Here is a 21018-nt window from a genome sequence, read left to right as displayed (position 1 = left end):
AGGTGTTTTCCTGATCAAATATTATGGCAGGCTGTCAGAGGGACAGCCTGCTTATTTGTTTATCCCGGAGTAATTTCGGAATAGAGGATTATTTTTTGCAGGCTCCCAGAGCGATGAAATTTATTAGTAATGACAGGACATCTACTGCTTGGAGGAATATTTTTCTGTGATATCTTGCAATATAAAAGATGGTATTATATACTATTGTTAGGACCAGGTACTAAATATAAATGGTGGTGGGGGAAGAATGGGTAGTGTATCTCTGCCAAAACCCATTAGACACAAAAAACTAAATTCATTTATTGCCGGGAACCCGTTTGTTACAGATGAGGAACTGGCCCGCATGTTTAATGTCAGTGTGCAGACTATCAGGCTTGACAGGCTTGAAATGGGTATTCCTGAACTTCGTGAAAGAACAAAGCAGTATGCCGAGAACTCTTATGCCAAGGTCAAGTCCCTGGCAGGCAGGGAAATTATTGGTGATCTAATCGACCTTGAACTTGAAAAATCCGGTCTGTCCCTCTTGGAGATAACGGGGGACATGGTGTTTGAGAGGAACCGGATTGCCAGGGGGCATATCCTGTTTGCCCAGGCAAATTCATTGGCTGTAGCCATTGTTGATGCCGAGGTGGCTCTTACGGGTGTAGCTAGGGTGTCGTTTGAAAGGCCCATTTCACTGGGGGAGAGAATTGTAGCCAAGGCGGTTATAAACAGCAAAAGTGGTAATAAATATAATATTTCGGTAACATCCAAATCCGGAGCTGAGGTGGTTTTTAAAGGCAAATTCAGAGTATTTGCCGTTGACCTCGAGGAGGGAGTAAAAATTGAAAATCGCGGTTGATGCCATGGGAGGCGATTACGCCCCGGTTGAAACAGTTAAAGGCGCAGTTGAAGCATCACAGGAGCTTGGATTGGAAATAATCCTGGTTGGGGATGAGGTTAGGATCAAAAAGGAATTGGCCCAATATGAAATCGGAAAAGCCGCTGTTTCCGTGATTCATGCTCCGGAAGTAATTGAAATGGGAGAAGCGCCTGGAGCAGCTATCAGAAAGAAGAAGAATTCGTCTATCGTTGTCAGTACCAGGCTGGTAAAGGAAGGCGCTGCTGATGCGGTTGTTTCGGCAGGCAATACGGGAGCGGCTATGGGTGCGGCCCTGCTGGGACTGGGACGGATAAAAGGCATTCACCGCCCGGCTATTGCTAGCGTGCTTCCTACAGTAAAAGGCAGAAGCCTTTTTCTGGATGTAGGCGCAAATGCGGTATGTGATCCCCAAAACCTCCTCCAGTTTGCGGTTATGGGTAGTATTTATTCTAATAAGATTCTTGGTGCAACAAACCCGAGGATAGGCCTGCTTAACATCGGCGAAGAGGAAACCAAGGGGAATCCCCTATATGTGGAAGCATATCAGCTTATTAAGGAAAGCGGGCTGAATTTTGTGGGCAATGTGGAGGGCCGTGACATTACGGGCGGAATTGCCGATGTTATTGTATGTGACGGCTTTGTGGGAAATATTGTCCTGAAGTTTGGTGAAGGCCTGGCCAAGGACCTTATGTCTATGCTCAGAGAAGAGTTCATGAAAAACATCTTTGTCAAAATCGGCGCTGCCTTGGTATTTTCGCAGGCCAAAGGCCTCAGGAAAAAAATTGATTATGCTGAAAGCGGCGGAGCTCCCCTCCTGGGAGTTAATGGAGTAGCGGTTATCAGCCACGGCAGTTCACAAGCCCGGGCAATCAAAAACGCCATCCGGGTGGCCAAAGAATGTGTTGAGATTCATGTAGTTAATTGTATAAAAGACAGTATTACGGAGAAACCGAATGGAGATGATGACAGTGCCAGTGGGTAGCATACCGGTGGGGATAACCGGTACCGGTATTTGTCTTCCGGAGAGGGTATTAACAAACCAGGAACTGGAAAAAATGGTTGATACCTCTGATGAATGGGTGAAAACAAGGACAGGTATTGGAGAGCGCAGGATTATTGACGAAACCATGACAACTTCTGACCTCGCCGTAAAGGCAGGAGAAATGGCACTGGAAAATGCCGGATTAACACCTGATGCAGTTGATTTAATTGTTGTGGCCACTGTAACGCCTGATATGTACTTTCCGTCAACGGCCTGTCTGGTACAGGAAAAGATTGGCGCCATAAAGGCGGCAGCATTTGACGTTTCCGCAGGATGTACCGGTTTTGTATATGCATTGGCTGTAGCCAGCCAGTTTGTTCAAACCGGTATGTATCAAACAGTTTTGGTTATTGGAGCAGAGGCTTTATCCAGGGTAATTGACTGGGGCGACAGGAATACCTGCGTTTTATTCGGAGACGGCGCCGGTGCGGTAGTTTTGAGACCGGTTGACCAGGGGTTTGGTATTCTTTCCCTCGAACTGGGCTCCGATGGTTCCGGCGGCGAGTTGTTAAAGCTCAGTGCGGCCGGATCCTTGTGCTGCGGGATCCCGGGAACTTCCGGTAAAGAAAGCAGGGCCGGATACGCAGAATATTTACAAATGGCTGGTTCAGAGGTATTTAAATTTGCTGTCCGCATTATGGGTGAATGTGCTGCCAACGCTGTTCTCAAAGCTGGGATGACCAACGGAGACATTAATCTTTTTATACCTCACCAAGCCAATATCCGGATCATTAAGGCTGCAGCAAAGAGGCTGAGACTGCCGGATGAAAAGGTATATGTAAATGTTGCCAAATACGGAAATACGTCTTCGGCATCAATACCAGTTGCCTTACATGAAGCTTTGCTTGAAGGGAAAATCAAAAAAGGTGACAATATTGCCCTGGTGGGCTTCGGAGCAGGCCTTACATGGGGAGCCGGGGTAATCAGATGGGCAGTATAACCGGAAGAACATTTGGAATAATCAGTAGGAGGAATTAGATGAGAAAAACTGTGATCTGTGATTTACTGGGTATAGAGTATCCCATTATTCAAGGCGGAATGGCATGGGTTTCTACGGCTTCGCTGGCAGCGGCCGTATCTGAAGCCGGGGGCCTGGGTATCATCGGTTCAGGCCATAATGACGGAAAATGGGTCCGGGAACAGGTGATAAGGGCCAGGGAAATAACGGCTAAACCTTTTGGGGTCAATGTTATGATGATGTCACCCTTTGTTGAGGAGGTAATGCAGGTTATTCTCGAAGAAAAGGTGCCGGTGATTACAACCGGAGCCGGAAACCCTGCAAAATACATACCCCAGCTTAAGGAGATTGGGACAAAAGTTATTCCTGTGATTCCGTCTGTAGCCCTGGCTCAGCGTTTGGAAAAGGCTGGAGTAGATGCTGTGGTGGCCGAGGGTACGGAATCGGGAGGACATATTGGTGAGTTAACGACAATGGCGCTGGTTCCTCAGGTTGTTGATGCTGTGAAAATACCTGTCATAGCAGCCGGAGGAATAGCGGACGGCAGGGGAGTGGTTGCGGCTCTTGCCCTCGGGGCAGCAGGAGTGCAGATTGGAACGAGGTTTATGTGTGCCCTGGAGTGCGAAATTCACGAAAACATCAAACAGATGATTTTGAAGGCAAAGGACAGGGATACTGCAGTCAGCGGTCGTGTTACCGGTCATCCGGTAAGGTCACTGAAAAACAAGCTGACCAAACTTTATGAAGAAATGGAAAGAAACTGTGCACCTGTTACGGAAATGGAGGAACTTGGCGCCGGGAAGCTGAAATCGGCCATGATTGACGGTGACACAGAAACAGGCACTGTTGCCTGTGGGCAGATAGCCGGCCTGATAAAAGAGATCAAGACAGCTGAGGAAATTATAAATGAAATAATCACAGGAGCCCGGTCAGTAGTGGCCACCCTGGAGGTGTAGCCATGAAAACTGCTTTTGTTTTCCCCGGGCAGGGGTCGCAATATGTAGGTATGGGCAAGGAATTATATGATAGTTTTTCTATTGCCAGGCAGGTTTTTGAGCAGGCGAATGAAGTCCTTGGATTTGACCTCAAGAAGCTGTGTTTTGAAGGCCCGGAGGATGAATTGAAAATGACCTCTAATACCCAGCCGGCAATTCTAACCGTAAGTACAGCCTGCCGGGAGGTGTTGCGGGAACATGGCATAACTCCTGACGCTGCTGCCGGGCACAGCCTTGGGGAATACTCTGCCCTGGTGGCCGCACAGGCCTTGACCTTTCCGGATTCAGTGCAGCTGGTCAGGAAACGGGGACTGTTTATGCAGGCTTGCTCCTCTGATGCCGGGATGGCAGCGGTTTTGGGGCTGGACACAGATAATGTGCTCAAGGCCTGTCAGAAAGCCTCGCTGGAAGGTGTAGTGGAAGCTGCCAACTATAATTGTCCCGGCCAGATTGTAATCGCAGGTGAAACACGGGCTCTTAACAAGGCCATGGAGTTATGTCTTGAATATGGGGCTAAGAGAGTTGTTCCATTACAGGTGAGCGGACCTTTTCATTCTAGTTTGATGCAGGAAGCAGCTGAGCGACTGGCTGCAGAGCTGGATAAGGTTACATTTAATGAGCCTGTCTGTCCGCTGATTTCAAATGTTACGGCCGAGACGGTCGGTTCCGCTGCCGAGGTCAGGCGGCTGCTGCTAAGACAGGTCAGCAGTCCCGTAAGGTGGGAAGGGTGCACCAGGCAGTTGGCGGAAATAGGTACAGAAGTATTTATTGAAACAGGCCCGGGTAAGGTATTATCGGGATTAGGCAAAAAAATTGTCAGGGAAAAAATATTTTTAAATGTCGAGGATGTGACGTCATTAGAAAAGACCCTTGATAATTTGAAGGAGGTTATATAGAATGGTTCTTAGAGGCAAAACTGCGCTTGTTACCGGTGCAGGCCGCGGTATAGGAAGAACAATAGCTCTCAGGCTTGCAGAAAGTGGAGCTGATGTGGCAGTAGTTGACCTTAGCCAGGAATCAGTTGCCGAAGTTGCTGCTGAAATCCGTAATCTGGGTCAGCGAGCTCTGGAACTATCAGGAAACGTTACTGTTGCAGATGAAGTTGACAATTTTGTAAAAAAAGCCGTAGCTGAATTTGGCAGAATAGATATTTTGGTGAATAATGCCGGTATCACCCGAGATACACTGTTACTACGGATGAAAGAAGAGGACTGGGATACAGTTCTCAATGTAAACTTAAAAGGCACGTTCCTTTGTACCAAGGCTGTTTCCAGGATAATGATGAAACAGAGGTATGGTAGGATAGTCAGCATATCGTCTGTGATTGGTTTGATGGGAAATGCCGGACAGGCCAATTACGGGGCTTCCAAGGCAGGAATTATCGGTTTTTCAAAATCGGTAGCCAGAGAGCTGGGGTCGCGGGGGATTACATGTAACGCTGTCGCTCCCGGGTTTATTGAAACCCAGATGACCGATGCTCTACCTGAGGATATGAAAAAAGAACTGATAAACCAGATTCCTCTTGGCAGGATTGGGAATCCTCAGGATGTGGCAGATGCGGTTTTGTTCCTGGTGTCTGATGCGGCCAGTTATATTACTGGGCAGACCATTGCTGTTGATGGCGGGATGGTAATGCAGTAATTTGAAAATACTTAGATGTTTGCTGGAAGGAGGTGCTGGAAATGTCAGCTGTTTTTGACAAGGTGAAAAGTATAATCGTGGACCAGTTGAGTGTCGAAGATGAAGAGGTAACCTTGGAATCCACGTTTGTAGACGACCTGGGTGCAGACTCATTAGATATAGTTGAACTGGTTATGGCTTTCGAGGAGGAATTTGATATGGAAATTCCTGATGAGGATGCTGAAAAAATTAAGACTGTGGGAAATGCTGTCAAATACATCGAAGAAAAGGAAAACCAGTAAGCGTGGTTTGCCGGAGTCCCGTGGATACATGCGGGACTCCTTACGAATTATTCTGACTGGTCTTTGAGGGTTTTTAACTGCAGAGTTTGTCAGCCTTGTGTCCTTTCTGCAGTGAAGAAATGGAGGAGAGAAATGAAATTTCCGGACTTTAAGATCGGGGACTTAATACCTGACATGCCTATAATCCAGGGTGGCATGGCTGTTAGGATTTCAACAGCCGACCTTGCCGCAGCTGTTGCTGAAGAGGGTGGAGTAGGCTTGATCGCGGCAACAGGGATGAGTGTTGATGAATTAAGAAAAGAGATTGCTAAAGCCAGGGATTTAACCAAGGGGATAGTAGGTATCAACATAATGTTCGCTGCCAGGGAATTTGCTAACCTTGTGAAGACCGCAATAGATGAAGGTATTGACCTGATTGTTTCCGGGGCCGGGTTTTCCAGGGATATGTTTACCTGGGGCAAAGCCTCCGGGGTGCCGGTTGTGCCTATTGTCTCAACACCAAAACTAGCCCAGCTTTCTGAAAGGCTGGGGGCCGCTGCAGTTGTTGTTGAAGGTAAGGAAGCCGGAGGGCATCTGGGTACTTTGGAATCAATGAAGGATCTTATTCCCAAAGTAAGAGCAGCTGTTAAAATTCCTGTTATTGCAGCCGGCGGAATTATTGACGGGAGCGCCATCAAAGAGGCTTTCGGGATGGGAGCCAATGCAGTCCAGATGGGCACCAGGTTTGTAGCCAGTGAGGAATGTAATGCCTCAGAGGAATTTAAGAGACTGTACCTTAAGGCCGAGCCTGAAGATGTTGTCCTTATCCAGAGTCCGGTAGGACTTCCGGGAAGGAGTATTATGAACAGTTTCATCAGGCGGCTGTTTGACGGAGATGACCTGAAACCCGATACCTGTGATAACTGTCTTAAAAAATGTTCCCGGTCCTTCTGCATTCTAAAGGCTCTCATCAGGTCACAGCAGGGTGATACAGAGAACGGACTTGTTTTTTCCGGGGAAAGAGTCGGTGAAATAAAAGATATATTACCGGTAAAAGAAATTTTTAAAAGACTTCTTCTTGAGATGGATAAGGCCGAGAGTGGGGTGTAGCAATTTGGATAAAAGAGTTGTAGTAACCGGAGTAGGGATGGTGACACCGGTTGGCACGGGCCGGGATAAGTTCTGGGATTCAATTGTCAACGGCAGGAGCGGCATTGTGCCAATCACACGGTTTGATGCACACCAGCTGCCTACCAGGATAGCCGGTGAAATCAGAGACTTTGATCCATTAGACTATCTTGATAAAAAAGAGGCCCGCAGGATGGATAGATATACCCATTTTGCCATTGCGGCCACAAATATAGCTCTGGAGGATGCCGGAATCCAACCGGATCAACTGGAAAAGGAGCGTGTCGGCATTCTGCTGGGTTCAGGTGTTGGGGGCATTGAGACCGTGGAAAATCAGGCCAGGGTTCTTATTGAAAAGGGCCCCGGCAGGATAAGCCCTTTCTTTGTCCCGATGATGATTGCTAATATCGCAGGCGCTCAGGTAGCTATTAGCTATGGTTTTAAGGGACCCAACCTGACGAGTGTCAGTGCGTGTGCATCTAGTACAAACTCAATCGGAGAAGCCTTCCGGCTTATCCAGAGGGGTGAGGTTGATGTAATGGTAACAGGAGGCACCGAGGCTCCGATTATTCCTCTGGCCATGGCAGGGTTCTGTTCCATGAAGGCTATGTCCACGAGGAATGATGCCCCTGAGAAGGCAAGCCGTCCCTTTGACAGGGAACGTGACGGTTTTATTATGGGTGAAGGTGCAGGTGTCCTGATTCTGGAATCACTTGACCATGCCCTTGCCAGGAATGCCCGGATTTATGCTGAACTGGCCGGGTATGGAGTAACTTGTGATGCGTATCACATCACTGCTTCAGACCCCGAAGGGGAAGGTGCAGCCAGGGCAATGGAACTTGCTCTCAGGGATGCCGGTATTGACCCCGGTGAAGTGGATTATATTAACGCTCATGGCACATCAACTCCGGTTGGTGATATTAGCGAAACCAAGGCCATTACAAAAGTTTTTCGGGAACATGCCCGGGATATTGCCATAAGTTCCACCAAGTCGATGACAGGTCATTTGCTTGGCGCTGCCGGGGGCATTGAAACCATTATTTGTGCTCTGGTTATCGTAAATAGTATCATCCCCCCGACGATTAACTATGAACACCCGGACCCCGAGTGTGACCTGTACTATGTGCCCAATAAGGCTGTAAGCCGTAATGTCAAGGTGGCGATGTCCAATTCCTTCGGATTTGGTGGTCATAATGCCACTGTGGTAGTGAAAAAGTATGAGTGATTTCCTGAATCAACTGAAAGCAAAATTAGGTATTGCATGGGATGACAGTAGTCACCTTACCCTGGCTCTTACCCATAGTTCTTATGCCCATGAAAACAAGAATGCTGAAATGGAGCATAACCAGCGGCTGGAATTTCTGGGAGATGCGGTACTGGAACTGGTTATCAGTGATTATCTTTACAGACAGTATCCCCAGTATCCTGAGGGAACCCTGACAAAGATCAGGGCAGGCATCGTATGTGAGCCGTCATTGGCAGAAGTGGCCGGTTCCCTGTGCCTGGGGGATTATTTGTATATGGGCAAGGGAGAGGAAAGGAGCGGGGGCAGGGAACGTCCCTCAATCCTTGCAGATGCCATGGAATCTCTTATCGGAGCAATCTACCTTGATCGCGGCATGGACACAACCTACCGGTTTATTCTGGATAAGCTGGGGCCGGTTATTGAGAGAGTTGTTAAGGATGGGGGTATTATCACAGATTATAAGACCCACCTTCAGGAACTTGTCCAGAAATACTGTGACAGCCCTCTTTCCTATGAGATAATAAAGGAGCATGGTCCCGACCACTGCAAGACCTTTGTTGCCGGAGTAAGTATCAGGGGCAGGCTGTGGGGCGAGGGAACCGGACGGACTAAGAAAGAGGCCGAACAGTTGGCGGCAAAAGATGTTTTAGAGAAAATTAATAATGGCGAACTTGATTTGGCAGGCTTGTGGAATAATGAATAAATCACATTATATTATTCCTGTCTTTGTTCCCGACCTTGGCTGTCCGCATCGGTGTGTTTTCTGCAATCAGAAGAAGATTACCGGACTGGAGCAGGTTCCCGACAGCAGGGAAGTGCGCAGAAAAATACAATCTTACCTGGAAACGATGCCCAAGGGTGAGGGGATTGTTAGGGAAGTAGCCTTTTATGGGGGAAGCTTCACAGCAGTGGATAAGGACTTGCAGAAGGAACTTCTGCAGCCCGCCTATGAATTCATGGTCAAAGGCGATATTAACAGCATTAGGGTTTCTACCAGGCCTGATGCGATATCGGAAGACATTTTGCTCCTGCTGTCAGGATACGGTGTTTCTACTGTTGAACTGGGAGTCCAGTCTATGGATGATGAAGTTCTCTGGAAGTCAGGCAGAGGGCATACCAGCAGAGATGTGCTGAGGGCCGCAGCCTTACTCAGGTCATGGGGTTTCAGCCTGGGCCTGCAGATGATGATCGGGCTTCCCGGGGCTGCAGAGGCAGCGGACCTGTTTACCGCGTCTGAACTGACAGCGCTGGCGCCGGATATGGTGAGGATTTATCCATGCCTGGTTTTAAAGGGGACACATCTTGAGGAACTGTATTGCAAAGGCGATTACCTTCCCCTGGAACTGTGGCAGGCTGTGCAGCGCTGCAAAAAAATCCTGGTTATGTTTGAAAAGGAAGGAATTAATGTAATCAGAATAGGGCTGCAGCCAAGTGAACAGATTAACCTCACGGGAGATGTGATAGCCGGGCCTTACCATCCCGCCTTTAGGGAGCTTGTTGAGAGTGCGGCGGCAAGGGATATGCTGGAACATCTCCTGGTGGAAGTGGCCGGTATTTCCCATGCCCGGGAAATAGTAGTTGAAGTTCCGGACCAGGATATTTCTGTGGTCAGGGGACATTCAGCAGGTAATGTAAAGTATTTGGCCCAAAAGATTGGTCTCAAGCGCCTGATTACCAAACCAAGCAGTGTTCTTGCCAGGGGCAGTATCAAGGTTGTTGGTATTGACGGACAACAGGCCTGTTACCAGATGCACAGGACAGAACTTTAGTAAGGGCTATCGACTGGTGACCAGCTAAAATGGCTAGTCAGCAGTCGGCAGCCCATATTTATTTACAATGAGGCAGATGTGTTCCGGAAGGCATGAGACGCCTGCGGGTACATCTGCCTTTTGTCTTTCCGCAGGTAAGAGCTACAGGTGGAGAGGGTTTTCCAAACTAATGTCGAATCATGAAAACATTGGTTTTTATGTTACTATACTGAGGAGGATTTTCATGAACAGGAACTTTTGCAGGCCGCTCAGCAAAGCTGTCTCAGTTATTGCAGTTATCACCCTGCTATGTCTTTCGGGACCCAATTTCGTTTCAGCACAGGAAAACAGCAACGCCGGTTCCTTAGAGTATCTGGACAGTATGATGGACTTCATTCAGGACAACTACCGGGATGATGTTTCTGACAGGCAGCTATTGGAGGGCGCGCTTAAAGGAATGTTTGCCGGACTTGACGACTATTCTGTCTTCTTTACTCCGGACGAAGCCAGTGATTTTATTTCAGACATGCAGGGTGAGTATTTTGGTATCGGGGTTATGATTTCAAAGGCTGGGGATTATGTGCTGGTCACCAAGGTGTTTCCCGCATCACCGGCTGAAGCTGCGGGAATTGTTCCTGGAGACCGGATTGTCGCTGTAGATGGGGAAAATATTATCGGTACTGCTATATATAATGCTTCAGCATTAATCAAGGGGGAGGCCGGGACTACGGTTGCTCTGGAGATTATCAGAGGCGGACAGCAGGGCGTGATAAAAGTTGAGGCCGTCAGAGGACCTGTCAGGGTCAACCCGGTTTCTTATGAAATAAATAATGAGATAGGTTACATAAAAATAGATGTCTTTAATGCAAACACCGCGGAATTTCTTGCTCCGGTCATGGAAGATATGGAGGACAGGAATATCAGCAAAATTATTCTTGACCTGAGGGGTAACCCCGGTGGAGAGGTGAATGAGGTAGTTGCAGCAGGCAGGTACTTTATCCCCAAAGGGCTGATTACCAGACTTGACTTCAAGTCTGAGGAGGCGGAAGACAGAGAATATTATTCTGATCTGGAAAAAGTCAGGTATGAACTGGTGGTACTGATAAACGGTATGAGCGCGAGCGCCAGTGAAATTCTGGCCGGAGCGGTTCAGGATACCGGAGCAGGGGTTTTGGTGGGAACCAGGACCTTTGGCAAATCGCGGGTTCAGAATGTAATTCCGCTCTTGACACCCGAGGCATCCGAAAAGTATCAGAAGCGGCTTGGAGTAAGGCTTGTGGACGGTTTTGAGCTGATTTCCCGGTATCAGGTTACTCCTGCCGATGATGAGATAATTGGGTGGGTGAAACTGACTACGGGAGAGTACTTTACCCCGGCAGGCAGGACTATCGACGGGGTCGGGCTGACACCGGATGTTGTTGTAGAGGACCCTGTATTGCTAAACGGAATCAGTGTTTACAATGTCAGCCGGCTTACCGTAAAATCCAAACCGACTCTGCATACCGAGAGTGTCGATGTCTTTAATGCAGAAAAAATACTGCAGATGCTTGATTACGATCTTGACGAACCTGATATGAAGTATGATGTGAAAACCGTAAGGGCAGTCGCCACATTCCAAAAGGATATGGGACTCTATTCCTACGGGGTGCTGGATTTTACCACCCAGAGCGCACTGAACAGAGAACTGGAACGACTCATTAAGGAGACAGACAAACAGTATGCCAAGGCGGTAGAGTTGTTGGACAGCTAGACCTAAACTTCGGTTAACATAAGCACTCTATTGATTAGACATGGAAGACACTCATTTCCTCAATCATATTATTGGCCCATGATTTCATAAACCCCATTTTTATCAGTTCATGGCAGTGGTAAATACTCTTTTTTAGTGATTCCCGGTCAAGCTTGTGGTTTTCGTAATGAACCTGGGCCAGGTTAGCATGTATCCAGGCGGTGTCTTCGTCATTTCCGGAAATCGACAGGGCATGGTCGAGCAGCCGCCGGGCAAAGTCAAGTTTGTTATCCGGAATTGCATTTGCCGCCGACGCCCAGAGCAGTTGGGCCCCGTTTTGGACAAGAAAACAGCTGTCACACCCGGGACTGCATACAGTCTTGTCCGGCGGACAGACGAGATACCTGGAATACTGTGCCAGATCCTCTTTGTCCGCAACAGAAAGGGAAAAGTAAAACTCTGTAAGCCCGTAGGATTTGATTGTCTGCATTAAATTTGGCAAATTAACCTGCTCCTTGATAAGGTATTTGCCGTTAGTGTTACCAATAATATACAAAATATGTGTTTGGCACTTGTCTTGTACGGACGAAATATAGCTATGATTGAAATTTTGTTTAGAAAAGATTAGGCAAGATATAATAATAAAGGGTGTTTTTGGAAGGGTAATTAATTTTTATGAAGAATATTATTTGAAAGATTATTGTTGGAGGGGTCTTATGAAAATTGAAGGACTACGGTTAAAGAATTTTAAGATTTTTAAAGACCTAAGACTCGTTAATTTACCGGATATGGTTGTTTTTTTAGGAGCGAACGGCTCCGGAAAATCAACTTTGTTCGATGCTTTTGGTTTTTTGCATGATTCCTTGATAGACAATGTAAGAGCAGCCTTAACAAAACGAGGCGGATTTAAGGAAGTTGTATCACGAGACCAGCAAGGACCAATCGAATTTGAAATTAAATTTAGGCCAGAACCGGGGGAACCATTAGTTACATATGAGCTCCATATTGGTTTAGACTGCTCTGGTCTGCCAGTAGTATCAAGAGAAGTATTAAAATATCGTCGTGGACAACAAGGTGCACCATGGCACTTTCTGGATTTTTCAAATGGCTCAGGGACAGCTATCGTAAATGAAAGCGAATATGGTAGATTAGGGGTAAAGGAAGAGCGTGAAGAACAAAAACTTGATTCGCCAGACATTCTTGCTATTAAAGGACTAGGGCAATTTCAAAAGTTTAAGCAAGTAGCTGCTTTCAGGAGATTAATTGAAGGGTGGCATGTTTCCGATTTTCATGTTCAAGCGGCTCGTGCTAGTGCTGATGCGGGTTACGCAGAACACCTTTCGCCTACAGGAGAGAACTTGCCACTAGTAGCGCAGTTTATGTATCAACATTATCCGGAAAAATTTAAGCAAATTTTACGCAAAATGGAATACAGAGTCCCAGGTATAAAGTCTGTAGAAGCAGTGGAAACTCCCGATGGACGAATAGTACTCAGGTTTCAAGATGGTTCTTTTAAAGACCCGTTTGTTGCGAGATATGTTTCTGATGGGACTATAAAAATGTTTGCTTACTTGTTATTATTGAATGACCCCAAGCCACACCCATTGTTATGTATTGAGGAACCTGAAAATCAACTGCATCCCGAACTTTTATTTGAACTTGCAGAAGAGTTTAGAGCTTACACACGAGCGGGAGGACAAGTGTTTATCTCTACGCATTCGCCTGATTTTGTTAACGGAGTTGAATTAAACGAATTATTTTGGTTAACAAAAAGTGATGGTTACAGTGAAGTTAAACGTGCATCCGACGATGAACTGCTCAGAAATTTAGTAGTTGAAGGTGATTTGCCAGGGGCATTATGGAAGCAAGGCTTCTTCGAGGGAGCTGGACCGCAATGAAGCATATAGTATTTTTATTGGAAGAGATTTCAATGAAAGCAGTTTTAGACGAAATACTTCCATCCATATTACCAGACGGATGTACCTTTCATACTATTAAACATGAAGGTAAAACAGACATGGAGAAATCAATTCCTCGTAAATTGCGTGCTTATAGAATTCCCGAAGTACAGTTTGTAGTGCTTCGTGACCAGGACAATAGTGATTGCAAACAGGTTAAACAAAGGCTATTGCAACTGTGCTTTGAAGGCGGACGAACTGATGCGTTAGTTCGTGTGGTCTGTCACGAGTTGGAATCATGGTTTTTAGGTGACCTTTCAGCAGTTGAAAAAGCTTTCAATTACAAAGGAATTGCTAGAAAACAAGAGAAAGCTCAATTTCGAAACCCAGATAAACTTGCTAACCCGTGCGAAGTACTGCAAAAAATGGTGCCCGAATATCAAAAATATAGTGGTTCGAAAAAAATTGCTAAATTCATGAAGATTGATACAAATTGTTCTTTGAGTTTTAACGCTTTTATCGAAGGGATTCGCAAGATTGTCGCAGCAAGCTAAATTCTTACTGCCCGGATGTTTCGTACTGTGGCATTTGGTGAGGTGTTGTACAAGATTTCCCCCGTGGCAGCGAGGAAAATCGGGTACAACACCTCATTATCTTACATGCCGATATCTTTAAAGGTCCCCACTTCATGAAGCATTTTTATTGATGCATCCAGCACCGACATGGCCAGGGCCGCCCCAGTGCCTTCCCCTAGTCTCATTTTCATATCCAGGATTGGCCTTAATCCCACGCATTCAAGCATGGTCCGGTGGGCCTGTTCTGCGGAACAGTGTGATGGAATCATAAAGCTCACCGAATTGGGAGCCAGTCTGGCGGCAATGAGAGCACCGGCGCTGGAGATAAAACCATCAACCACAACCGGAACCCTGCTTGCTGATGCTGCCAGTATGGTTCCGGCTATGCCGCCAATTTCCAGGCCGCCCACTTTTGCCAGGACATCAACAGGATCGTTCTTATCCGGACGGTTTAACTCAATGGCCTTCTGAATTACTACTGCTTTATTGGAAAGAGATTGGTCGTCAACACCGGTTCCCCGTCCGGTAACCTCTTCAGGGGTGAAACCGCCCAAAACCGAAAGGATGGCGCTGCTGGGGGTGGTATTACCAATTCCCATGTCCCCGGTACCCAGAACCCGGGCACCCTTGCTGATTTCATTATTGGCTATCTCAATTCCGGTTTCAATTGCCTTGACGGCTTCTTCCCGGGACATTGCCGGGCCCTTGAGCATATTATCGGTCCCGAATTTTATCTTCCGGTTGATGACCCCCGGGTGGTCAATTGGGGCAGCCACTCCGATATCAACGGGGACAATCTCTGCCCCGGCATGCCTGCCAAGTACGCAGACACTGGCAATTCCATCAGCAAAGGTTGGCATCATAGCAATAGTTACCATTGGGGGGAATGCGCTAACCCCTTCCTGGACCACACCATGGTCAGCTCCCATGACTATGATTACTTTTTTTCCTGTTTTGGGCATAGGGTCACTGTAGATGCCGCTAAGCTGAAGGACCATTTCCTCGAGTACGCCTAGGCTCCCGGGGGGCTTGATCAGATTGTTCAGCCTCTCCTGGGTCTGTTCCATGCTGGCACGGTCTAAATCCCCAATTTGCTGCAGGGTCTTTTCAAGTAAACTCATTTTTGTTTCCTCCTTGATTTTTAATAAATTTTTTTATTTAATTTTTTTTGTATATTCAAGGCTTTATACCTTGGATTCTTTATATGGTGAGATGTTGTACAAGATTTTCCTGGCACTGCCTTGTTGCCGGGGGGAGTGGCAGCTTAGACTCATAGGCGGCAGTGCGGAAAATCGATGCAATAGCTCACCATTCCCGCTCATTTCCAAGAGCTTACCTGCCGGAGAAAAACAAAAAGTTCACAGCTTATAAAGCTGTGAACTTTGCCATCATTCACCAATACCTGCATCATTCCACGAGATGCAGCAATATGACGGCTATGGCAGGTCTCCTGGCTTGTGATCATCACATGCTTTTCACCTTCCCCGAAAAACTCGAGTGGTCTGTTGAAGGCATGCTAACACTTACAGTGGCGGGACCGCTTGGGATTTTCACCCAATTCCCTATTCTCCTCATTAGAGGCACCAATAACCTTTGGGATATTTTTTTGTTTGAAAGTATATTATTATTATAAAAGAGTTGCCTGAAATTATCAATAAATAATTTTTAATATGTAATTAGAATTAAAATTGAGTTCTTCATAAACCCATCCTTTCTTTAACTTCTTTATTTATTGTAACATTAAAAGCCGGAAATTTCCCGGCTTTTGTAATTGTTATTAACGAATATCACAAAAACTGCGGCTCTGCATACCCTGATTAAAAAGGGTGAATTGTTGTGACCACCGTTTACTGTAATGAAGAGTGGTGCCGCTGGAATCGCTCCGGGAAGTGGTGTATCGCTAAAAAGGTGTGCATCAAAAGCCAAAATGGTCAACTGGTCTGTGAAACCAAAGAAATGTTTTTTGAAGAAAGGGACTGAGAAGGAAAGTGCCCTTTTTTTGTTGAATTCATTAAAACAGGAAAGCTTTAATTGATAAGTGTCATTAAGGCTGGTTTTTTCAAAATGTAAGGAGGAACCCTTTTGTACCTGAAGAGAATTGAGGTTCAGGGCTTCAAATCCCTGGCTGATAAAATAGAACTCCAGTTTACCCCGGGCATTACCGCTGTTGTTGGACCTAATGGGAGCGGCAAGAGTAATATTGCCGATGCTGTCAGGTGGGTGTTGGGTGAGCAGAGCGCCAAGACCCTCCGGGGCGCCAAGATGGAAGACGTAATTTTCTCCGGCAGTGACAGGAGAAAATCCGTAGGGATGGCTGAGGTATCTCTTACCCTTGATAACAGTACCGCCATATTTGCGCTGGATTATTCTGAAATAACGGTCACTCGGAGGGTTTATCGTTCCGGAGAAAGTGAATTTCTGATCAACAAATCTCCCTGCAGACTGAGGGATATCCATGAACTCTTCATGGACACCGGAATCGGCAGGGAAGGGTATTCCATTATTGGACAGGGCAAGATTGATGAAGTCCTCAGTACCAGGTCTGAAGACCGTCGAAATATTATTGAAGAGGCCGCCGGAATAGTAAAGTACAGGAGCCGTAAACAGCAGGCGGTCAAAAAACTTAATGACACAGAACAGAACCTGGTCCGTATCAGTGACATTATATCCGAACTGGGCATCCAGGTTGGCCCCCTTGAGGAGCAGTCCCAAAAAGCCGGGGAATACCTTGAGTACCGGAATGAGCTGGTTGAACTTGAGATTAACCTTTTGATTAATCAGATTGAGGACCAGAAACTGAAACTTGATGGGATTAATAATCAGGATGATGAATTGAGACAAAAGTTAATTGGCTTGGAGACCGGGTTAAGAAACCGCGAGTCAGAGATCGAAGAACATAAGCTTCATAACAGTAAACTTGATGAAGAAATTGCCGCCCTGCAGAAAGGTATCTATGATACCGGCAGCCTGATAGAAAAAAAGGAAGCCGAAATTACGGTGGCCCGCCAGAGACTACAGGATATCGGGAACCGGAAAGAGGGTCTCATCAGTGAAATAGAGGAACTGAAATGCAAAGAAGAGGCTGAGCGCAGCAGGCATGCCGGTGATGCCCGGTCTCTTGGGGAACTCAGGGGCAGGCTGGCTGATACAGGAAAAAAGCTGCAGCAGGCTGAGGATAAATTATTGCTGCTGGAACAGGAACTAGTGGAAGCACAGCAGAAAATCGAAGAAAAGAAGTCGGATATGATAGATTTGTTAAACGAGACTGCCGGAGTTAGGAATGCAATTAATTCCGGTGAAATAGAGGTTAAGAACCTGGGCCGCAGGATAAAAGACCTGGAGCAGCAGAGTGAGACCCTGAAACAGGAATACAGCCGGATTGTTGAGCGGGAAAAGGAACTGGATTTGGGACTGGGGGCTGTCAGAGAATCAATAACCGGCCGGAAAACCGAAAATGCCGGCTTTGAGGAGAGCAAAAACGGCTTCTCAGGTCAGCTGAAGAAACTGGCCGCAGACCTTGAACGGGATCGTGAGCAGTTGGGGCATAAATCCTCCCGCCTCAAGGCTTTGGAGGATCTGCAGAATGACTACGAGGGGTATTTCAGGGGCGTCAAAGAAGTGCTGGTGGCAGCTAAAAAAGGCCGGGATTGTCCCGGTATATGCGGGGTGGTTGCCGAGCTTATCACTGTTCCCCAAAAGTATGAGACTGCTGTTGAGGTTGCCCTTGGCGGCGCAGTCCAGCACATAGTGACTCAAACAGACGGTGATGCCAGGAAGGCTATCGAATATTTAAAAAAGAACAAGTTTGGCAGGGCGACCTTTCTGCCAATGAATACTGTCAAACCCTATAAAGATAAAAAAGCCGGAAACGTTCCTGCCGGCAGCGGTATATATGGCAGGGCTTCCGCGCTGGTAGAGTCTGAAGCCGGGTATTCACATATAGTTGAGTACCTCTTAGGCCGGGTCATTATTGTTGATGATATGAGGGCAGCCGCTCAGGCTGCCAGGGATACTGGATACACTATGAAGGTAGTCACTCTTGACGGGGATGTCGTTAACCCCGGGGGCTCCATGACGGGTGGGTTCTACAAAAAAGGAAGCTCCAACCTTCTAGGGCGGAACAGGGAGATTGCGGAAACCAGGGAACAGCGGGATACTCTGAAAAGCAGGGTTGCCGGAATGGAGAATCAGGCTGCCGCTATAAGGAAAGAATACGATGATTGTGTGCAGCGCATTGCGGAAAATGAAGCCCGGCTCCAGGAGCTTTGGATTGAAAAGACATCCCTTGAAAAGGATCTGGAGAATTTAAGAAAAGATAAAACCAGGGCTGAAAGTACAGAAAGTCTGGTCGGGGACGAAAAGGCAAATTTGGTCCAGGAATTGAGCAGCATCCAAAACAGTCTCAAAGAGCTGCAGCTGCGTCTTCAGGAAATGCAGTCAAAAGACGGTGAAACCCGAAAAGAAATTGCGGCCCAGCAAAATCGGCTTAAGAGCAGGGAAGAAGAACTCAGCCAACATTCCCGGCAGGTTACCGGAATCAAGGTGGACCTGGCCGGTCTGCAGCAGGCGGAAGTCAACTATGCCCAGATTATGGACAGGGTTACTGATGCCATTAAAGATATTGAGGTCCAGGTACAGCGCAAGCAGGGCCAGGTTATGGAATTTGACTCCCTGAAGGAACAGCTCGGGCAGGAAATCATCGGCCATCTGGAGGCAGTTGAGCGCTTAAGCAGGCAAAGGGGTGAAGGTGAAGAACTGTTGAATGAACGCAAAAACGAGAAGCAGTCAGCCGTGGCCCACATTATGGACAAGGAAGCCGTGATTAAAAAGCTGGCCAGGGAGACCGGACTTATCAGGGAACAGCTTCATTCTTCAGATGTTAAAAGGGCCAGGTTGGAATTTGAAATCGAAAACTCCCTGACCAAACTGGGAGAAGAATTTGAGATCACTTATGAAGAGGCGCTGTTCAAGAAATCAGAAATTCAGAATAAGAGAGAGGTCACTTCAAGAATCAAGAACCTCAGGGAATTAATCTCCGCCCTGGGAAGTGTAAATATTGGCGCTATTGAGGAATTTGAAAGGGTCAGGGAACGCTTTGAATTCCTGACTAAACAGTATGCTGATATGGAGCAGGCCAAGGAATCCCTTTATAAAGTTATCGACGAGATGGACCAGATCATGACCAGCAAGTTCAGTACAACATATCAGGAAATTAACCGGAATTTTGGCCTGGTATTTTCCAGGCTCTTCGGTGGGGGAAGAGCTGAGTTGGTATTAACCGACAGTGAGAATGTTCTGGAAACGGGAATAGACATTATCGCTCAGCCTCCCGGGAAAAAGCCTCAGCACCTATCCCTGCTGTCAGGGGGAGAGCGGGCGCTGACCGCAATATCACTCTTGTTTGCCATCCTGAAAACAAAGCCAAGCCCGTTCTGTGTGCTTGACGAAATTGAGGCCTCACTTGATGAGTCAAATGTAGATAGGTTTGCCGACTATCTGAAAGAGTTTGCGGTAAACACCCAATTTGTTGTGATTACTCACCGCAAGGGCACCATGGAGGCTGCAGATGTTATCTATGGCGTTACCATGGATGATGCCAGGGTTTCCAAACTGGTCTCCATGAAGCTGGGTGACGAAATCAGCAAGGTAAGCTGAAATAAATTACCGCATATGAAGTATATCCCCCGGAAAAGCTAAGCAGAAAAGGGGGTCTAAGGGCGGTTTGCCGCTGGACCCACAAAAATTACGGGGGAATAAATATAATATGACAGAGGTTAAAAGTATTGCCCATTACATTGTAAACAAGTTGGTTGATACTACCAGAGAAATCAGCCAGGGGCGGAATGCTGGCTGTTTTGGTTTCGTAAATGACCAGGGCATAGTGGACCGGATAACACCGGTGGCAGAGGGCGGGCTCAGCGGGATACCCCTCAGAAAATTATTGGGACATATCACGGATATGAAAGGGAAAAGTGTGATTGAGGGTCTTGAAGCTATTCCGGACAATGCGGCCTTCATTTCCACCAGGCCCGGGAAAACAGGACTGATCACAGATGTTACCGCTGCCGATTTCTTCAACATGCCCGTAATTGCCATTGGGGTAAAGCATGGGCAACTGGCCGGGGTGGGCATTGTATTTCCCCGGGCAAACTACTTTGATATGGCTACTGAATCAGAGAAAGTTGAATTGAGGATTCTGGCTGCCAGGACTGCTGATGAGGAAAAAGAGGTATTGCGTGAAACCACCGAACTGAGCCTGAAATATCTGGAGATTTCTGCAAGGCTTGAGGTGACGGAAACACCCGAACTTCCACCATATACACCCGAGAAACCAAAGGATTGGAAACTGCCGCAGCATCAAGTGAATTCAATTTCCCGGGAATTTGCTGAAACGCTTGTGGCCAGGTCTGTTGAAGTAGGCCAGGGCAGGGAAGTTGCCGCCATGGGAAGAATAGAAAAGAATGGCCACATCGTACAGGACGGGGAAATAGTAGTCGGGGGAATAGGATATGTCCCGTCTCGTATGCTGGCTTCCAGCAGCGTGGATATTTCGGGGAAATCACTTCGGGACATCTATGCCAATGAGGTATCCCAGGATGCGGTGATTGTGCATACACACCCAGGAGGAACCGGGGTCATGCATATGGGAGATGCTAATGCCGGACCAGGTTCCTGGGGACGTCCCATCGTCGCCATCGGACATGATTCTGCCGGCAAGGTGCGTGGTGCAACGGTAATAGAGGCTGTCACAGATGTCTACCGTTTTGCCGATGAAGATGAAGATCTGGGCCAGAAGTTCTTTGAGGTTGATACCCCGCAGGAAGAAGCAGAAATCAGGAACCGTAAATTCGGCGTAGCCCAGGAGTATACTAATTTGTGTAAACTGATTGAGATACAACTGTGATTATGTTACAATATTTGGGTTAGGTGAAAACC

At 47.1% G+C, this 21018-nt stretch carries 18 protein-coding genes and 1 riboswitch; of the genes, 16 read left to right on the top strand and 2 right to left on the bottom strand.

The annotated features are described in order from the left end of the window. The first annotated feature begins 247 nt into the window (after positions 1-247). The 12 genes from fapR (at position 248) to Ga0451573_RS01875 (ending at position 11630) form a co-directional block, all read left to right on the top strand. The gene (gene fapR / locus Ga0451573_RS01930; RefSeq protein WP_231682176.1) at positions 248-841 is read left to right on the top strand and encodes a transcription factor FapR; all 594 of its coding nucleotides are present in this window, start codon (positions 248-250) and stop codon (positions 839-841) included. Next, positions 825-1844 (top strand): phosphate acyltransferase PlsX, encoded by a 1020-nt coding sequence (gene plsX, locus Ga0451573_RS01925; protein ID WP_231682175.1) that lies wholly within the window; start codon positions 825-827, stop codon positions 1842-1844. The genes fapR and plsX overlap by 17 nt, the downstream gene beginning before the upstream one ends. Then, on the top strand, positions 1831-2844 hold the full coding sequence (locus Ga0451573_RS01920) for a beta-ketoacyl-ACP synthase III (RefSeq protein WP_331459367.1): 1014 nt from the start codon (positions 1831-1833) through the stop codon (positions 2842-2844). Before plsX ends, Ga0451573_RS01920 begins: the two co-directional genes overlap by 14 nt. A gap of 38 nt (positions 2845-2882) precedes the next feature. Next, positions 2883-3818 (top strand): enoyl-[acyl-carrier-protein] reductase FabK, encoded by a 936-nt coding sequence (gene fabK, locus Ga0451573_RS01915; RefSeq protein ID WP_231682174.1) that lies wholly within the window; start codon positions 2883-2885, stop codon positions 3816-3818. 2 nt (positions 3819-3820) lie between these two features. Then, on the top strand, positions 3821-4753 hold the full coding sequence (gene fabD, locus Ga0451573_RS01910) for an ACP S-malonyltransferase (protein WP_231682173.1): 933 nt from the start codon (positions 3821-3823) through the stop codon (positions 4751-4753). 1 nt (position 4754) lies between these two features. Beyond that, positions 4755-5498 (top strand): 3-oxoacyl-[acyl-carrier-protein] reductase, encoded by a 744-nt coding sequence (fabG, locus tag Ga0451573_RS01905; RefSeq protein ID WP_231682172.1) that lies wholly within the window; start codon positions 4755-4757, stop codon positions 5496-5498. 41 nt (positions 5499-5539) lie between these two features. Further along, entirely contained in the window at positions 5540-5779 is a 240-nt protein-coding gene (locus Ga0451573_RS01900; protein WP_231682171.1) for an acyl carrier protein, read from the top strand. Positions 5780-5911: 132 nt separating this feature from the next. After that, positions 5912-6868 carry an NAD(P)H-dependent flavin oxidoreductase gene (locus Ga0451573_RS01895; RefSeq protein WP_231682170.1) on the top strand — a complete coding sequence of 319 codons (957 nt, stop codon included), beginning with the start codon at positions 5912-5914 and terminating at the stop codon, positions 6866-6868. 4 nt (positions 6869-6872) lie between these two features. Next, the gene (fabF, locus tag Ga0451573_RS01890) at positions 6873-8111 is read left to right on the top strand and encodes a beta-ketoacyl-ACP synthase II (protein WP_231682169.1); all 1239 of its coding nucleotides are present in this window, start codon (positions 6873-6875) and stop codon (positions 8109-8111) included. Beyond that, complete coding sequence (gene rnc / locus Ga0451573_RS01885; protein ID WP_231682168.1) at positions 8104-8835, top strand: ribonuclease III; 732 nt, start codon at positions 8104-8106, stop codon at positions 8833-8835. Before fabF ends, rnc begins: the two co-directional genes overlap by 8 nt. Then, complete coding sequence (locus Ga0451573_RS01880) at positions 8828-9901, top strand: elongator complex protein 3 (protein WP_231682167.1); 1074 nt, start codon at positions 8828-8830, stop codon at positions 9899-9901. The genes rnc and Ga0451573_RS01880 overlap by 8 nt, the downstream gene beginning before the upstream one ends. Before the next feature lie 223 nt (positions 9902-10124). Next, positions 10125-11630, top strand: a complete 1506-nt coding sequence (locus tag Ga0451573_RS01875; protein WP_231682166.1) for a S41 family peptidase — start codon at positions 10125-10127, stop codon at positions 11628-11630. 34 nt (positions 11631-11664) lie between these two features. On the opposite strand, the gene Ga0451573_RS01870 is transcribed toward Ga0451573_RS01875, so the two are convergent. Beyond that, positions 11665-12111 (bottom strand): hypothetical protein, encoded by a 447-nt coding sequence (locus tag Ga0451573_RS01870; protein ID WP_231682165.1) that lies wholly within the window; start codon positions 12109-12111, stop codon positions 11665-11667. A gap of 214 nt (positions 12112-12325) precedes the next feature. Here Ga0451573_RS01870 and Ga0451573_RS01865 point away from each other — a divergent pair, with 214 nt between their 5' ends. Both Ga0451573_RS01865 and Ga0451573_RS01860 read left to right on the top strand, forming a co-directional pair. Further along, positions 12326-13507 carry an AAA family ATPase gene (locus tag Ga0451573_RS01865; protein WP_231682164.1) on the top strand — a complete coding sequence of 394 codons (1182 nt, stop codon included), beginning with the start codon at positions 12326-12328 and terminating at the stop codon, positions 13505-13507. Continuing rightward, complete coding sequence (locus Ga0451573_RS01860) at positions 13504-14061, top strand: DUF4276 family protein (protein ID WP_231682163.1); 558 nt, start codon at positions 13504-13506, stop codon at positions 14059-14061. The genes Ga0451573_RS01865 and Ga0451573_RS01860 overlap by 4 nt, the downstream gene beginning before the upstream one ends. Before the next feature lie 101 nt (positions 14062-14162). Here Ga0451573_RS01860 and cobT read toward each other — a convergent pair whose 3' ends face one another. After that, entirely contained in the window at positions 14163-15203 is a 1041-nt protein-coding gene (gene cobT / locus Ga0451573_RS01855) for a nicotinate-nucleotide--dimethylbenzimidazole phosphoribosyltransferase (RefSeq protein ID WP_231682162.1), read from the bottom strand. Positions 15204-15505: 302 nt separating this feature from the next. Beyond that, positions 15506-15686, bottom strand: a riboswitch (cobalamin riboswitch). A gap of 478 nt (positions 15687-16164) precedes the next feature. Here cobT and smc point away from each other — a divergent pair. Further along, positions 16165-19737 carry a chromosome segregation protein SMC gene (gene smc / locus Ga0451573_RS01850; protein ID WP_231682161.1) on the top strand — a complete coding sequence of 1191 codons (3573 nt, stop codon included), beginning with the start codon at positions 16165-16167 and terminating at the stop codon, positions 19735-19737. A 109-nt stretch (positions 19738-19846) separates the two neighbouring features. Continuing rightward, a complete protein-coding gene (locus Ga0451573_RS01845; RefSeq protein WP_231682160.1) occupies positions 19847-20986 on the top strand; it encodes a peptidase S7 in 1140 nt (379 codons plus the stop codon). Positions 20987-21018: the final 32 nt, after the last annotated feature.

The organism is Phosphitispora fastidiosa, assembly GCF_019008365.1.
GTDB classification, from domain to species: domain Bacteria; phylum Bacillota; class Thermincolia; order Thermincolales; family UBA2595; genus Phosphitispora; species Phosphitispora fastidiosa.
Note: the sequence above shows the minus strand (reverse complement) of the source record. Positions and strands in the feature narration are given on the sequence as shown.